This is a genomic window from Flagellimonas sp. ABD4_174 (assembly GCF_056160185.1).
This window is the reverse complement of the sequence record NZ_JBSWWP010000001.1, coordinates 1,715,608-1,731,913: the sequence shown is the minus strand read 5'-3', so window position 1 is coordinate 1,731,913 and position 16,306 is coordinate 1,715,608. Positions and strand designations below refer to the sequence as shown.

Genomic DNA, 16,306 nt, shown 5'->3' with positions numbered 1-16,306 from the left:
TTGATAATTGGGGATTTTTCAAAAAACACATTAGGTAATTGTTAAATCTGTTTCATTGTTAAGGTCTGATTTGCTAATTTGCAATCGCTTTACATAAAACTTACTATGCAAACTGTTACCCGATTATTTGATTTCCCATACTATCAACTTGAAAAATACCCCTTAGAAAAATCATTGGTCACCAAAAGTGACGGTAAATGGATAGCTACGTCCACCAAGGAATACATCGACAAGGCCAATGAGGTGAGCAGGGCTTTGTTACGGATGGGCGTAAAGCCGAATGATAAAATTGCCATTATATCCACGACCAACCGAACAGAGTGGAACATAATGGATATTGGCGTACTTCAAATCGGGGCGCAAACCGTTCCGATCTACCCCACCATTTCCGAAGACGACTACGAATACATCCTTAACCATTCAGAAGCCAAGTATTGCTTTGTTTCGTGTGAAGATGTGTTGGAAAAAGTGCTTGCTATAAGTTCAAAAATCAAAAAGATCGAAGAAGTCTATTCGTTTGACGAGCTTAAAAATTGCAAAAACTGGAAGGAAGTCCTGGAAAAGGGCGCCGATCCTTCCAATCAAGAAAACGTAGAAGAATTAAAAGCCACGGTAAAACCCAAAGACCTGGCGTCCCTTATATATACCTCGGGCACAACAGGAAGACCAAAGGGCGTAATGCTTTCTCACGATAATATTGTGTCCAACGTTATTTCCAGTGAGGCCAGAGTGCCTTTTGAGACTGGTGGTGTTGCTCTCAGTTTTTTACCGGTTTGTCACATTTTTGAAAGGATGATTCTTTATCTGTACCAATATTGTGGTATAGAAATTCATTTTGCAGAAGGACTGGATAAGATCAGTGACAACATAAAGGAGGTAAAACCCGATGTAATGACAGTGGTGCCACGTCTGCTTGAGAAGGTTTACGATGCGATAATAGCAAAAGGAGCCAATCTAACAGGCATAAAAAAGAAACTGTTTTTTTGGGCGGTGGAAATTGGACTCAAGTTTGAGCCCTATGGTGCCAACGGTTGGTGGTACGAGAAAAGACTTGGGCTCGCCCGTAAATTGATTTTTAGTAAGTGGAAAGAAGGTCTTGGTGGAAATTTATCCGTAATGGTATCGGGCAGTGCCGCTTTACAACCTAGATTGGCACGCGTTTTTGGAGCAGCTCAAATGCCCGTAATGGAAGGGTACGGACTTACGGAAACTTCTCCTGTGATTGCCGTGAACGATCAACGTAACAAAGGCTGGAAGATTGGCACCGTTGGAAAAATTATAAGTGGTGTGGAAGTGAAAATAGCCGAAGATGGTGAAATCCTTTGCAAAGGTCCCAATGTAATGTTGGGCTACTACAAAGATCCTGAAAAAACCGCACAGGTTATGACCGACGATTATTTCCATACAGGCGATATCGGTGAAGTGGATGCCGATGGCTTTTTGCGCATTACCGATCGTAAGAAAGAAATGTTCAAAACGTCAGGCGGCAAATATGTGGCTCCACAAATCCTGGAAAATCGATTTAAGCAATCCCGCTTTATTGAACAGATAATGGTAGTTGGAGAAGGCGAAAAAATGCCGGCGGCCATAATTCAACCTAATTTTGAGTTTATGCACGAATGGGCCAAAAGGCACGATATAGTGCTAAACTCAAATGAAGAATTGGTGAAAAACGAAAAGGTCATAGCAAGAATGCAGGAAGAAGTGGATTTGGCCAATGAGGAGTTTGCCAAATGGGAAAAAGTAAAACAGTTTAGGCTTACTTCTGATGTTTGGAGCATCGATGAAGGACACTTGACCCCTACCCTAAAATTGAAGCGCAAAATTGTTAAAGAAAAATATCTAGCGCTTTATAATGATATTTATGGGCATTAAAACAATGGTCGATTAGTAATAATCGGTCTGGCGTTCTGAGTATATCGGAGAACCGTCACCCTGAACTAGGTTCAGAATCTAATTTTTTCAATGAGTTGGACAATCAACACCCAAATATTGTATGAAGATTGGATTTTAGATGGCAGACCGTACTTCATATCATAATAATATAAAAACCTAATTCACGGTTTATACTTCGGCAAAAGCTGAGATTGTTTGGTTTTAAAAGTATTCCATATAGTTGGTAATAGGAATATAAAGTCAAAAAAAACACTAGTTCCAAGCAAAAAAATTGCAACTAGCTTACAATTACCCTCTATTTAATTCAACTCTAATTTATTAAGGTACACTTAACCTAAATTTATTATGCATGCATAATAAATTTTTATATATTTGAGAACACCAAACCAGTTCTATGAAAGATTTGACCATTGATCACGCCCTTAGGGCTACCTGGCAGGCGGTAAGCAAAATGTACAATGAGGAAGCAAAAAACTATGATCTTACCATGGCCATCGGGTTTACCCTTTTGAGCATGGATCCAAAAGGGGGTACTCCAAGTACCACATTAGGCCCTAAAATGGGAATGGAAGCTACAAGTTTGTCAAGAATCTTAAAGAATATTGAGCAAAAAGGATACATTTTAAGAAAACGAAACCCAAAGGATGGGCGCGGAGTCCTAATTTTTCTAACCCCTTTGGGCCTTGAAAAACGGGAGGAATCCAAAGAGGTAGTTCTCAGGTTCAACGAGGTTGTCAAAGAGCATGTACCAGAAGAAGATCTAAATGTTTTTTTTAAGACCATGAGCACAATAAACAAGCTTATTACCGACAAAAAAATATATTCAAAAACAACTAATAATTAAATTTCAAACTCGCACATGAAAAGGCATATAAACAAAATTGCCGTAATCGGTTCCGGTATAATGGGCAGTGGCATTGCATGTCACTTTGCTAACATTGGAGTCGAGGTACTATTGTTGGACATAGTTCCTCGCGAACTGAACGACAAGGAAAAAGCCAAGGGACTTACATTGGAAGACAAGGTGGTTCGTAATCGTTTGGTAAACGATTCTTTGACCGCTGCCTTAAAATCCAAACCCTCTCCTATTTACCATCAAAAATTCGCTGACCGCATTACCACAGGAAACTTGGACGATGATATTTCCAAAGTGGCGGATGTGGATTGGATCATTGAAGTGGTCGTGGAACGATTGGACATTAAAAAACAAGTGTTCGAGAATCTGGACAAACACCGCACACCGGGAACCTTGATTACCTCAAACACTTCCGGTATCCCTATTAAATTTATGAGCGAAGGAAGAAGCGAGGATTTCCAGAAACACTTCTGCGGAACACATTTCTTTAACCCTGCTCGATATCTAAAACTTTTCGAAATCATTCCTGGACCTAAAACTTCAAAAGAGGTTTTGGATTTCTTGAACGCATACGGTGAACAATTCTTGGGCAAAACCTCCGTGGTGGCCAAAGATACTCCTGCATTTATCGGGAACCGAATCGGAATCTTCAGCATTCAAAGTCTGTTTCATGCTGTAAAAGAAATGGGCATGACAGTGGAAGAAGTGGATAAATTGACAGGCCCCGTAATCGGTCGTCCAAAATCCGCCACTTTCCGCACGGTGGATGTGGTTGGTTTGGATACTTTGGTACATGTGGCCAACGGAATCAGTGAGAACTGTAAGGACGATGAACGTCACGAACTGTTCCAACTGCCCGGTTTCATCAAAACCATGATGGACAACAAATGGTTGGGAAGCAAAACAGGTCAAGGATTCTATAAAAAAGTAAAAGGCGACAATGGTAAAAGCGAAATCCTCACGTTGGATTTGGACACCATGGATTATCGTTCTAAAAAAAGTGCAAAGTTTGCAACTTTAGAGCTAACCAAGACCATCGATAAAGTCATAGAGCGTTTTCCCGTATTGGTAGGCGGTAAAGATAAGGCCGGAGAGTTTTACAGAAAGAGTTTTGGAGCCCTTTTTGCTTATGTAACCCATCGTATTCCTGAAATTTCGGATGAGCTATACAAAATAGATGATGCCATGAAGGCCGGTTTCGGCTGGGAACATGGTCCGTTTCAAATTTGGGATGCCGTTGGCCTTGAAAAGGGATTGGAATTCATCAAAGCCGAAGGTTTGGAGCCCGCTTCATGGGTTGCCGACATGAAATCTGCAGGTGTGGATTCATTCTACACCGTAAAAGATGGGGCAACCTACTATTATGATATCAGCAAAAAGACAATGGAAAAAGTTCCAGGTCAAGATGCGTTCATTATTCTGGACAACATCCGAAAAACCAAGGAGGTTTTTAAAAACAGTGGAGTTGTCATCGAAGATTTAGGAGACGGAATCCTGAACTGCGAGTTCCAATCCAAAATGAACACCATTGGAGGTGATGTGCTCTCTGGCTTGAACAAAGCCGTTGACCTTGCCGAAAAGGATTTTGCAGGGTTGGTCATAGGGAACCAAGCTGCCAATTTCTCCGTAGGGGCCAATATCGGTATGATCTTTATGATGGCAGTGGAACAAGAATACGATGAGTTGAACATGGCCATAAAATACTTCCAAGATACCATGATGCGCATGCGATACTCATCCATTCCAACCGTAGCCGCACCGCACGGAATGGCTTTGGGTGGTGGCTGTGAGCTTTCAATGCATGCAGATAAAGTTGTGGCCGCTGCCGAAACCTACATTGGTTTGGTCGAATTTGGCGTAGGTGTGATCCCTGGCGGTGGTGGATCTAAAGAAATGGCACTCCGCGCTTCCGATACTTTCAGGAAAAATGACGTAGAACTCAACGTGCTACAAGAGTATTTCTTGACCATTGGTATGGCCAAAGTATCCACTTCGGCTTACGAAGCCTTTGATTTGGGCATCCTACAAAAAGGAAAGGACGTAGTCGTCGTAAACAAAGACCGACAAATAGCAACTGCCAAAGCACACGCCAAAATTATGGCAGATGCAGGCTACACCAAACCTGTAAAACGTAAAGATGTAAAAGTTCTGGGCAAACAAGCTTTGGGTATGTTCTTGGTAGGAACCGATTCCATGGAAGCCGGACATTACATTTCCGAGCACGACAAAAAGATTGCCGATAAATTGGCCTACGTTATGGCCGGTGGCGACCTTTCTGAAGCGACAATGGTGACCGAACAATATCTTTTGGATTTGGAACGAGAAGCATTTCTATCGCTTTGTACTGAAAGAAAAACGCTGGAACGTATCCAACACATGTTGAAAACCGGAAAACCACTTCGCAACTAGATGCGATAGTAATGAGATGCTAGAATTGAGTAATCAGAAATGCACAAAGTAGAAGATTTAAAAATTTGGAGAAAATCGATTCAGCTTTCCAAAGCTATCTATCTACTTATGCCTGAGTTACCAAAAGATGAAAAATTTGGTTTGATAAATCAAATTAAAAGAAGTGCCGTTTCAGTCCCTTCTAATATTGCCGAGGGAGCTGGAAGAAATTCAAACAAAGAGTTCAAGCACTTTTTAAGCATTGCGAACGGTTCTCTATACGAATTACAGACGCAATTGATTTTAATTATTGAATTAAACTTAACAAAAAACCAGAAAGCACAAATACTGATAGATGAATGTATTGAAATACAAAAAATGATTTATTCATTAAGGCAAAAGCTGTAATCTCAATACTAACATCTCAATTCTCAATACTTTTTAAAATGAAAACAGCATATATAGTAAAAGGATATAGAACAGCCGTGGGCAAAGCACCAAAAGGACTGTTCAGGTTTAAGCGTCCGGACGAACTGGCCGCCGAAACCATTGAACACATGATGAAAGAGCTTCCACAATTGGACAAAAAACGTATTGACGACGTTATCGTTGGAAATGCAATGCCCGAAGCAGAACAAGGTCTAAACATGGCCCGTCTAATTTCCCTTATGGGACTTAATGTGGATGATGTACCTGGGGTGACTGTCAACCGCTACTGTGCATCAGGATTGGAAACTATCGGAATTGCTACCGCAAAAATTCAATCGGGAATGGCTGACTGTATCATTGCAGGGGGAGCCGAAAGCATGAGCTACATCCCTATGGGAGGTTACAAACCAACACCCGATTACGCCACGGCGAAAGAAGGCCACGAAGACTATTATTGGGGAATGGGACTTACGGCAGAAGCCGTTGCCCAACAATTCAAGGTTTCCAGAGAGGATCAAGATGAATTTGCATACAACTCCCATATGAAAGCATTGAAGGCGCAAGCAGAAAATCGTTTTCAAGATCAAATCGTGCCCATTGAAGTGGAACATACCTTTGTGAACGAAGCTGGAAAAAAGGAAACCAAAACATATACGGTAAACAAGGATGAAGGACCAAGAAAAGGTACCAACATTCCTACTTTGAACAAATTAAGACCTGTTTTTGCCGCAAATGGAAGCGTTACTGCCGGGAATTCGTCGCAGATGAGCGATGGTGCCGCCTTTGTAATGGTAATGAGCGAGGATATGGTCAAAGAGCTTAATTTGGAACCCATAGCCAGATTGGTAAACTATGCTGCAGCAGGTGTAGAACCAAGAATTATGGGTATTGGTCCGGTAAAAGCCATTCCAAAAGCTTTGAAGCAGGCAGGCTTAAAACAAAATGACATTGAACTTATCGAACTGAACGAGGCCTTTGCTTCACAATCTTTGGCCGTAATCCGTGAGTTGGGACTCAACCAAGATATCGTTAATGTTAATGGAGGGGCCATTGCACTCGGTCACCCACTTGGATGTACAGGTGCCAAACTATCGGTACAGCTTTTTGATGAAATGAGAAAGCGGGACATGAAAGGTAAATATGGTATGGTAACCATGTGTGTAGGTACCGGACAAGGTGCTGCAGGTATATTCGAATTTCTTAATTAAAAATACTAAACAACAAAAGATCATGAGCGATACTAAAGAAAAAGACATACTGAGAGGAGGTCAATTCTTGGTCAAGGAGACCAAATGTGAGGACGTGTTCACCCTTGAGGACCTGAACGAAGAACAAAAAATGATGCGCGAAAGCTCCAAGGAGTTTGTAGATCGCGAACTTTGGGCACATTGGGAGCGGTTCGAGCAAAAAGACTACGCCTATACCGAGGAGTGTATGAAAAAAGCAGGCGAACTTGGACTTTTGAGCATCGCGGTTCCTGAAGCCTATGGTGGTATGGGAATGGGTTTTGTATCCACTATGTTGGTCTGCGACTACATTTCCGGTGCAACAGGATCCTTTAGTACAGCTTTTGGCGCACATACTGGTATCGGGACCATGCCCATCACCTTGTACGGGACCGAAGAGCAAAAACAAAAATACGTTCCCAAATTGGCCACGGGAGAATGGTTTGGGGCCTATTGCTTAACAGAACCTGGAGCAGGTTCCGACGCCAATTCCGGCAAAACCAAGGCCGTGTTATCCGAAGACGGTAAATATTACAGCATTTCAGGACAGAAAATGTGGATTTCCAATGCAGGGTTCTGTAATCTGTTCATTGTATTCGCTCGTATCGAGGATGACAAGAACATTACCGGGTTCATTGTTGAGAACGACCCTGAAAACGGTATCAGTTTAGGTGATGAAGAAAAGAAGTTGGGTATCCACTCCTCCTCTACCCGCCAAGTATTTTTCAACGAGACCAAGGTTCCGGTCGAAAATATGTTGTCCGAAAGAGGCAATGGATTCAAGATTGCCATGAATGCTTTGAACGTAGGTAGAATTAAATTGGCCGCGGCATGTTTGGAAGCACAACGAAGAGTAATCGGAGAAGCAACCAAATACGCCAATGAGCGCATTCAATTCAAAACACCCATCATCAATTTTGGAGCTATCAAAGCTAAAATTGCTGACATGGCTACCAATGCCTACGTGGACGAGGCCGCTTGCTACCGGGCTGCAAAAAATATTGAAGACAGAATTGCCATTCGCGAAGCCAGTGGCAACTCACACCAAGAAGCAGAACTTAAAGGTGTTGAAGAATATGCCATCGAGTGCTCTATTCTGAAAGTAGCTGTATCTGAGCATGTTCAGCACACCACGGATGAGGGTATCCAAATATTCGGGGGAATGGGCTTTAGCGCCGATACCCCAATGGAATCCGCGTGGAGAGACGCGCGTATTGCCAGAATTTATGAAGGTACCAACGAAATCAACCGAATGCTCTCCGTTGGAATGTTGGTTAAAAAGGCCATGAAAGGCCATGTGGACCTGTTGGGCCCAGCAACTGCTGTTGGTGAAGAGCTTATGGGTATTCCATCTTTCGATACACCTGATTTTTCAGAACTTTTTTCAGAAGAAAAAGACCTAGTGGCTCGATTAAAAAAAGTGTTCTTGATGATTGCCGGTAGCGCCGTTCAAAAATTTGGACCGGATTTGGAAAAACATCAAATGTTGTTGATGGCAGCTTCCGATATTTTGATTCAGGTATATATGGCCGAATCCGCAATTTTAAGAACAGAGAAAAACGCAAAACGCTTTGGTGAAGATTCCCAAAAAGCACAAATAGCAATGTCCAAACTCTATTTGTACAGAGCGGTGGACATTATTCAACAAAAAGGCAAAGAGGCTATAGTTTCTTTTGCCGAAGGAGATGAGCAACGTATGATGCTTATGGGGCTAAAACGCTTTACCAAGTACACGAACCAACCCAACGTGGTCAATTTAAGGACTCAGATTGCCGACAAAGTTGCCGCGGACAATGGGTATACCTTTGACTAATTCAAATAATTGCCGGGATCTATGAACCCACAATTGGAAAACGCCCCGATCGGGGCGTTTTTTATTACCCTATGGATTCCAATATCCGCTCATCTTTTTGCTTATTGGAAAAATTGATGGCACATTCAATAAGTGCCAAGTGCGAGTAGGCCTGTGGAAAATTGCCCAACAACCGCTTGGTCTTAAAATCGATATCCTCACTAAACAATCCTAGATGGTTGCTATAGCCCAAAAGTCGTTCAAAATACTCGAGAGCCTTTTCTTCCTCGCCTATCTTGAACAATGCATTGATAAACCAAAAGGTGCAAATGGTAAAGGATGATGAAGGAAGTCCAAAATCATCTTCGTTCTTATAACGATACAACAGACCATCATTACTAAGACCATCTTCTATGGCCTTAACCGTGCTCACATATTTTGGGTCCCTTGCATGGATAAACCCATAAGGTTCCATCAACAGAACGGAGGCATCCAAATGCCTTGAACCATAAGATTGTACAAAAGCATTAATGTCATTGTTCCAGGCATTTTTATGGATATCTTCCTTAATTTCTTGTTCAAGGGCGGTCCAACGTTCCAATTTTCGGGTTTTACCAAACATTTTGGCAACCTTTATAGCCCTATCTATAGCTACCCAGCAGAGCACCTTGGAAAAGGTAAAATGTCTATCCTCTCCCCTAAACTCCCAAATGCCCTTGTCCGGCTCCTGCCAGTGTTTGCCAACAATCCAAACAATACCTTTGGTAATGTTCCATAACTCCTCGCCATTTTCCAAATCATTGCTAAAATTTCGAAGCTGCTCGTAAATCACATCCATCAGAATCCCATAGATATCGTTCTGTTTTTGCATATAAGCTGCATTACCCACCCTTACCGGTTTGGATCCTTTATAACCATCCAAATGGTCCAAGGATATTTCGGTCAGCTTTTTTTCTTTGTTGATGCCATACATGATCTGGAGCTTCTCATCCTTATCCGGCATTAGATCGATTATGAATTGTAAAAATCTTTTGGCGGAATTTTTATGTCCCAATTCGGATACAACCTTGATCGCCATTGAAGCATCGCGAATCCAACAAAATCGGTAATCCCAATTACGAACCTCCCCTATGGTCTCGGGAAGCGACGTAGTGGCTGCCGCCAACACTGCTCCTGTTTTGTCGTAGGTCAACATTTTTAAAGTGATGGCACTTCGAATTATCTGATCCTTAAATTTCTTGTAAGTAGGGGTCTTATCCACCCAATCCAACCAGTAAACTTTGGTCCGTTCCAGTTCCAAAGCAATCTTTTGGGTGGTAGGTTTTAATATTTTTTCATGGTAACAAATCAAAAAATACCCATCTTCCTTAAGCGTGGTTTCTTTTTGTTCCAATATATGTTTCTTATTAAAAGAAGTATAGAGGAACAATGTGTCGTATTTACTCTCATGGGTTAGACTGGCTATAAAATCTTCTTTAATATAAAGCTCGGTCTCGCCTACAGCATATTCCAATTTTGGATTGTACTTAAATAGAACCTTGGGACTTCCGGACACATACTTTATGTACCGGACTATTTCCGGAGGGGCCATGTATTTCCCGTTCATCTTATGGTGACGGGGCATAAAATCGTGTACCTCAAATACATTTTCGCCATCGGCATACCGCGTTACCAATATTGCGGTGTTCTTGTGGTACTGTTGATCAATTGTATAATTATCGCCGGTTAATATCTCAAAACTCCCACCCTTTTTTTCATCCAGTAGCTTCGCAAACACCGAAGCTGAATCAAATTGCGGCAAACAGCACCAGTCAATGGAGCCTTCTTTGGAAATCAATGCCGCACTCCTACAATTTCCAATAATTCCGTAATTCAAGTTGTCCATAGGTCAAAAAGTCTCAAAAGGGTTCTTATGAATTGGTTTTGCGATCTAATTTCCCGATTTTTAAAGAAACAAAAAATTAAAACACCTCAAAAATCATCCTTTTATGGGCAAAACTATCATAATCTCAAATCGGCTACCCGTTCAATTACAAATTAGCAATGGATCGCTCAATGCAGTACCAAGTGTTGGAGGTTTGGCCACTGGAATGAAATCTGTGCACAGTGGTGGCGAAAGTCTGTGGATCGGTTGGTCCGGGCTCACGGACGAGGATATTCCCGATGGGCTCGAGGATGAAATAGACAAAGCATTGCAGGATAATGGGTGTGCCAAGGTAAAACTAAATGCAAAGGAAGTGGATGGTTTCTACTATGGATTCAGTAACCGTACCATTTGGCCCTTGTTCCACTATTTTTTGGAATATTCCGAGTTTGAATTAACCTATTGGGAAACCTACAAGGCCGTAAACCAAAAGTTTGCCGATGCCATTATAGAAAACTCAAGTGAAGACGATACTATTTGGGTCCACGATTACCAATTGATGTTGGTTCCCCAAATGGTCCGCGAAAAAAGACCGGATACGACCATTGGTTTCTTTCTGCACATTCCTTTTCCTTCTTTCGAAATTTTCAGGACCCTGCCTTGGCGTGAAGAAATCCTGGAAGGATTGTTGGGCTCGGACCTTATCGGTTTCCACACGTACGATTACGAAAGGCATTTTTTGAGCTCCGTCCGCAGATTGATCGGTCTGGATGTAAGCTTCAACGAGATCTATCTGGACAATAGGGTCATAAAAGTGGATTCTTTCCCCATGGGAATCGACTACAAAAAGTTTAGGGATGCCGCTGTTAACCATGATTCAAAAAGTAAAGAAAACCGAAGTGATCTACAAGTTCGTTTGGACAACCACAAAGCATCGGCCCCGGATACCAAATTGATCCTATCCATAGATCGACTCGATTATAGTAAAGGAATAGCAAAGCGAATCAACGCATTCGAGTACTTTCTTCAAAAGTATCCAGAATACAAGGAAAAAGTCCGATTGATCATACTTGCCGTTCCCTCCCGCTCCAACGTTCCACAATATCAATTATTAAAAAAAGAGGTGGACGAATTGGTAGGAAGAATAAATGGTGAGCTTTCCACGGTGAACTGGACACCTATTTGGTACTTCTATCGTTCCCTTCCCTTTGAAAGCCTGATCGACCTATATACATCCAGCGACATTGCATGGCTGACACCCCTTAGGGATGGAATGAATTTGGTGGCCAAAGAATATATTGCTACCCGAACAGATAAGTCTGGGGTACTGATTCTAAGCGAGATGGCCGGTTCGGCCTACGAAATGAACGAAGCTCTGTTGATAAATCCGAATAACTTTGAACAACAAGCAGATACACTTAAGCAAGCCTTTAACATGCCTTTGGAAGAGCAAATATCCCGTAACACTTTTCTTCAGAAAAGATTGGAACGCTACAATGTAGAGGTTTGGGCCAATGAATTTATGAGTGCTTTGCAAGAGAACAGAGATCTGGGCAAAGCTTTTATTTCCGAAAAGATGTCGTCCGGCATATTGTCCTCCATTCAAAATGAATATGAAAAATCCAAGAAACGATTATTGTTCTTGGATTATGACGGGACCTTGGCAGGTTTCCACAAAGACCCACAAAAGGCATCTCCAGATGAAGAATTGTACCAACTTTTAGATGCCTTGCACAACCAAGAAAACACTACTGTTTTTTTAATAAGCGGGAGGGACAAACAGACCTTTGGCCGATGGTTCTTGCCCAAAAAATATAATATGATAGTAGAGCATGGTGTATGGATTTCCAAAAACGGGGACGAGTTTAAGATGTTGGAACAGGTTAAAGGAGAATGGATGGGCAAAATAAGACCTGTGCTCGAATCTTTTGTAGATCGGACACCTGGCTCGTTTATTGAGGAAAAAAACTATTCCTTAGCTTGGCATTACCGCAATACCGACCCGGATTTCGGGGATAAGAGGGCCACGGAACTCAATACCGTTCTTCGAAGTTTGATCGGCAACGACGATATTAGCGTGCTCAACGGGAACAAGGTAATGGAAATAAAAAACAGTAATGTGAACAAAGGAAGGGCCGCCACTCGTATGTTAACCGAAGACGATTATGACTTTGTTTTTGCCATTGGTGATGATTGGACCGACGAATTTATGTTCCAAGAACTACCGGAGACCGCAATTACGGTCAAAGTCGGTCTTAAAAAAACACATGCCAAATACCATGTGGAAAATACCACAAGGGTAAGGCAATTATTGAAACGTTTTACAAAGCCATGACACGAGTTTTATTGAGCATTTTCTTGTTGTTCTCCGTTACCGTAGGATGGTCCCAAGTGGAGACAGAGGTATATCTTTTTGATCTAGAAATAAAAGAGGGCAAACCCCTGTTGACCAACCCAAAAAACATTTCGAACAACAATGGTTACGACAATCAACCTTCGTTTTGGAACGACGATTCCATCCTTTTTGCATCAACCCGGGAGGACCAGACCGATGTTCTTCAATTCAATGTTAAAGAAGGAAGCACATCAAAGTGGTTGACCTATACAAAGGCCGGCAGTGAATTTTCTCCGCTACGTATTCCCGGAAAGAATGCATTTTCCGCCATACGACTGGATGTGGATGGCTTACAACGCCTGTATGCTTATAATTTACAGACACAGGAATCCACACCAATAACAGACTTAAAAATTGGTTATCATGTATGGTACGACCCATCTACCCTGATCGCTACGGTTTTAACAGATAATCGTATGGATCTTGTGATCGTGGATGTTGAAACAGGCACACACCGAATCGTCCATAAAAATGTTGGGCGCTCTTTGCACAACATCCCCGAATCAGATCTGGTCAGTTTTGTTGGAAAAAAGGGCGAGAAGTGGGAAATTTTATCCTTAAATCCTACTACTGGTGAAATAAAAAAGATAATCGACACTTACCAAAATCAGGAGGATATAGCTTGGCTGGGCACCAATACCATAATTACGGGATTCAACAAAGAATTGCTACGTCTCGAATTGGACGAAGGCGCGGAATGGGAAACGATCATGGAATTCAATCAAGAAGAAATCAACAATATTAGTAGAATCGCCATAAGCCCTAAAGCTAAAAGATTGGCCTTTGTTGCCGAAGGGTCGCCTGCCAAAATAATCCAAAAACAGGTAGAAGCTTTTAACAATAGGAACTTAGATGATTTTGTCTCTTGCTTTTCCGAAAATGTGCGTGTTCGGCAATTTCCGGATGAGCCTATGTACCAAGGAAAATCAAAAATGCGCGAGAACTACCAAAGGTTTTTCGAGAACGTAAAAACATCTAACGTTAAAGTTGTAAATCGCATAGTGTTGGGCAACACCATTATAGATGAGGAAATTACCAAAGTGGACGGCAGGGACGGGCACCAAGTCGCTATCTACCAAGTGGAGAATGGTAAAATCCAATCCATGACCTTTATATTCCCCGATGGTCCTCTTACCGATGCCGAAAGTATCGTACAAGAACAACTGGACGCCTACAATAAAAGGGATATCGAGGCATTTTCCACCACCTATGCACCCCAGATAGAGATATACAGCTACCCCAATACATTAAACTTAAAAGGCAGGGCGAATCTGGAACAACAATACAGTGCTCTCTTTGAAAACACCCCCGACCTACATGCCAGTATAAAAAACAGGATCGTGATCGGAAACAAGGTGATAGACGAAGAAATGGCAACCATAAATGGAAGGATACTAAGAGCCATTGCTATTTATGAAGTAGAAAATGGCGAAATTAGCAAAGTAACCTTTATCCAATAATAAATACATGAAACTACCGCACAACATTAGTAGAATTGAAGCCTTTAGCGATGCGGTATTTGCTTTTGCCGCGACCCTTTTGGTAGTTTCTGTGGGAACGCAAGCGGAAAATTCCATTTTACAGGTAGATTGGATAGTCTTTTTGAGCTTTTCGGTAAGCTTTTTTGCACTGGTAGGGCTCTGGTCCGTTCATTATAATTTTTTCCGAAGATCAGATTACATGGACAATATGATCATTGGCCTAAATACGGTTCTCCTATTTTTGATTCTTTACTTTATATTTCCGCTCAAATCATTGATCAATTCATGGACGGGGACGCTACAAATCAACAAAGACGATTTTTCTTCGCTATTTCAATTGTACAGCCTTGGGTTTTTGTTGATTTTTACGTGTTTTTCCCTAATGTACCTAAGAGTATACAAGAAGAATGGGACAGGCAATAAATTACATTTGTTTTATGCACGGCATTTTGGAATTTTTGTTTTTGTCGCCTTCGTTTCCATTATCATTGCCAAGTTTCATATTGGATTATATTACGGTCTCCCCGGAATACTATATACGCTTTTAGGACCTATTTGTTATTTTCACGCCATGTACTTTCAAAAGAAAAACAACTCCCTGTAATATGAAAACTAAACTACTTGCAACGCTGCTCCTTTTTGCATGCATAAGTTATGCACAAACCGACACTAGACTTTATGACATTATAAATTCCGTTTCCGCAGATCGCATAAAGAGCGATGTTACCACTTTGGTTAACTTTGGAACAAGGCATACCTTGAGCGATACCGTTTCCCGGACCACAGGAATTGGTGCTGCCAGGAGATGGATAAAATCAGAGTTCGATAAAATTTCTTCGAACTGCGGTAATTGCTTAGAGGTATTTTATCAAAAAAACTTTGTAAAGAAAGGCGATAATGCACGAATCGTAAAAGATGTTGAAATTGTTAACGTTGTAGCCATCCAAAGAGGCACTAAATATCCCAACCGGTTCATTATCATGAGCGGTGATATCGATTCACGAGTGAGCGACCCTAACAATTACACATCCACCTCTCCTGGGGCAAACGACAATGCCAGTGGAATGGCGGGCACCATCGAAGCCTCAAGGGTACTGTCCAAGTACACGTTCGAAAGCAGTATAATTTATGTGGGCCTTTCTGGAGAGGAGCAGGGACTATATGGAGGAAAAGGTCTTGCAGCCCAAGCCAAAGAAAGCGGATGGGATATTGTAGGAATTTTGAACAATGATATGATCGGTAACATTACCGGAGTAGATGGAGTGGTGAGCAATAGGGACTTTAGGATATTCTCGGAACCCGTGCCCCCTACCGAAACTGAACAAGAACGAAGGGCTCGCCGATTCTATGGCGGGGAGGTAGATGGAATCTCGCGCCAACTGGCCAGGTATGTGTACAAAACCACTAAAACCTATATGCCAGAAATGAATCCTATGTTGATCTATCGTTTAGATCGCTTTGGTCGTGGAGGGCACCACAGACCTTTCAACGACGCAGGTTTTGCCGGAATTCGCATAATGGAGGCCCATGAAAATTATACACAACAGCACCAAGATATCAGAACGGAAAATGGCATCGCCTACGGTGACGTATTGGAGCATGTAGATTTTGAATATGCCAAAAAACTCACAGCCGTAAATGCCATAAACCTAGCCTCCATTGCTTGGGCTCCGCCATCGCCCAAAACTGTTGAAATCGGTGGCATTGTAGAACCCAGTGCCAAACTTAGATGGAGTAAGGTCGATGGAGCCAAAGGCTATAAAATCTATTGGAGGGATACAACATCCTCCACCTGGGACAATTACAGGTATGTTGGCGATGTAGACGAGCATACCTTGGAAGGTATAGTAATAGACAATTATTTTTTTGGTGTGGCCGCTATTGGTGCAGATGGACACGAAAGTCCTGTGGTTTTTCCCAATAAAGTTTTTAGGTAAGCCTTATTTTTGAATCACTTGGTCTTTTACAACCAAAGACTA

The 16,306-nt window shown here is 41.9% G+C and carries 11 protein-coding genes; 10 read left to right on the top strand and 1 reads right to left on the bottom strand.

Annotated elements, in window-relative coordinates; translation table 11 throughout:
• Window positions 1-105: 105 nt before the first annotated feature.
• The 6 genes from ACXAFK_RS07545 (at window position 106) to ACXAFK_RS07520 (ending at window position 8,608) form a co-directional block, all read left to right on the top strand.
• On the top strand, window positions 106-1,875 hold the full coding sequence (locus ACXAFK_RS07545) for an AMP-dependent synthetase/ligase (protein ID WP_474957327.1): 1,770 nt from the start codon (window positions 106-108) through the stop codon (window positions 1,873-1,875).
• A 415-nt stretch (window positions 1,876-2,290) separates the two neighbouring features.
• Window positions 2,291-2,740 carry a MarR family winged helix-turn-helix transcriptional regulator gene (locus tag ACXAFK_RS07540; protein ID WP_252079995.1) on the top strand — a complete coding sequence of 150 codons (450 nt, stop codon included), beginning with the start codon at window positions 2,291-2,293 and terminating at the stop codon, window positions 2,738-2,740.
• Window positions 2,741-2,755: 15 nt separating this feature from the next.
• A complete protein-coding gene (locus ACXAFK_RS07535; protein WP_474957326.1) occupies window positions 2,756-5,161 on the top strand; it encodes a 3-hydroxyacyl-CoA dehydrogenase/enoyl-CoA hydratase family protein in 2,406 nt (801 codons plus the stop codon).
• 39 nt (window positions 5,162-5,200) lie between these two features.
• Window positions 5,201-5,548, top strand: coding sequence for a four helix bundle protein (locus tag ACXAFK_RS07530; protein ID WP_474957325.1), 348 nt, complete (start codon window positions 5,201-5,203; stop codon window positions 5,546-5,548).
• 38 nt (window positions 5,549-5,586) lie between these two features.
• A complete protein-coding gene (locus tag ACXAFK_RS07525) occupies window positions 5,587-6,777 on the top strand; it encodes an acetyl-CoA C-acyltransferase (protein ID WP_474957324.1) in 1,191 nt (396 codons plus the stop codon).
• A 22-nt stretch (window positions 6,778-6,799) separates the two neighbouring features.
• Window positions 6,800-8,608 (top strand): acyl-CoA dehydrogenase family protein, encoded by a 1,809-nt coding sequence (locus ACXAFK_RS07520; protein ID WP_252079997.1) that lies wholly within the window; start codon window positions 6,800-6,802, stop codon window positions 8,606-8,608.
• Between the two features lie 64 nt (window positions 8,609-8,672).
• On the opposite strand, the gene ACXAFK_RS07515 is transcribed toward ACXAFK_RS07520, so the two are convergent.
• Window positions 8,673-10,472, bottom strand: a complete 1,800-nt coding sequence (locus tag ACXAFK_RS07515; RefSeq protein WP_474957323.1) for a glycoside hydrolase family 15 protein — start codon at window positions 10,470-10,472, stop codon at window positions 8,673-8,675.
• Between the two features lie 103 nt (window positions 10,473-10,575).
• Between ACXAFK_RS07515 and ACXAFK_RS07510 the strand changes: the two genes are divergently transcribed.
• The 4 genes from ACXAFK_RS07510 to ACXAFK_RS07495 are packed head-to-tail and all read left to right on the top strand — an operon-like array spanning window position 10,576 to window position 16,264.
• Window positions 10,576-12,786, top strand: coding sequence for a bifunctional alpha,alpha-trehalose-phosphate synthase (UDP-forming)/trehalose-phosphatase (locus ACXAFK_RS07510; RefSeq protein WP_338195690.1), 2,211 nt, complete (start codon window positions 10,576-10,578; stop codon window positions 12,784-12,786).
• Window positions 12,783-14,306 carry a nuclear transport factor 2 family protein gene (locus ACXAFK_RS07505; protein WP_474957322.1) on the top strand — a complete coding sequence of 508 codons (1,524 nt, stop codon included), beginning with the start codon at window positions 12,783-12,785 and terminating at the stop codon, window positions 14,304-14,306. Before ACXAFK_RS07510 ends, ACXAFK_RS07505 begins: the two co-directional genes overlap by 4 nt.
• 7 nt (window positions 14,307-14,313) lie before the next feature.
• Window positions 14,314-14,931 carry a TMEM175 family protein gene (locus ACXAFK_RS07500; protein ID WP_474957321.1) on the top strand — a complete coding sequence of 206 codons (618 nt, stop codon included), beginning with the start codon at window positions 14,314-14,316 and terminating at the stop codon, window positions 14,929-14,931.
• 1 nt (window position 14,932) lies between these two features.
• On the top strand, window positions 14,933-16,264 hold the full coding sequence (locus ACXAFK_RS07495; RefSeq protein ID WP_474957320.1) for a M28 family peptidase: 1,332 nt from the start codon (window positions 14,933-14,935) through the stop codon (window positions 16,262-16,264).
• The last annotated feature ends 42 nt before the right edge of the window (window positions 16,265-16,306 follow it).